Genomic DNA, 583 nt, shown 5'->3' on the forward strand with positions numbered 1-583 from the left:
GGCGTTATGTAACTGTAGAGAAAAAGATCGCAATGTATTGAAAATTAAAGTTTTTTATGATTTCTTTACTTTGAATTTAGCTTCCACTTTGTATGTTCAGTACTTTTAAGTAATTGTTTAAATTGGTTATTTTCAAATTTATAAACCTAGTTTTATTCATATTGGCTCAGTTTTCCTCTCCTTGTTCTTCGAGTCTTTGCTCTGAGCTTTATTGGTAAAGCTAGTTTGCGATAAGTTTAGTGGCAGTCATTTTTTCTTTGAACTAGGGCTCGCAGTTTCGTCGTTGCCACGCAAATTCTACTGGGTTACTGTTAACTTTTCATGTAAGTTAAATTGTATTTGGCAATATTATTCTTTGTAATGCTTTGAAATGGTTAGCAAAGTTACATAACAAAGCATTCAAGAGGGACAGTCAACGCTTGGCAGTTTTGGTTTGGGTGGCATTTGAGGTTACGGTTGGTTAATTTGAGCGCAGTTGTTTGCGTTGCCTGCCCCTTAATGCGGCGTTATGCTTAATCACCCAAAATCAGTGGTTTATGATTGTTCTTTATTCCCTTGGCTTGTGAGTTTCGTGCTCGTCGGC

It is taken from the genome of Vibrio fujianensis, assembly GCF_002749895.1.
Classification (GTDB): Bacteria; Pseudomonadota; Gammaproteobacteria; order Enterobacterales; family Vibrionaceae; genus Vibrio; species Vibrio fujianensis.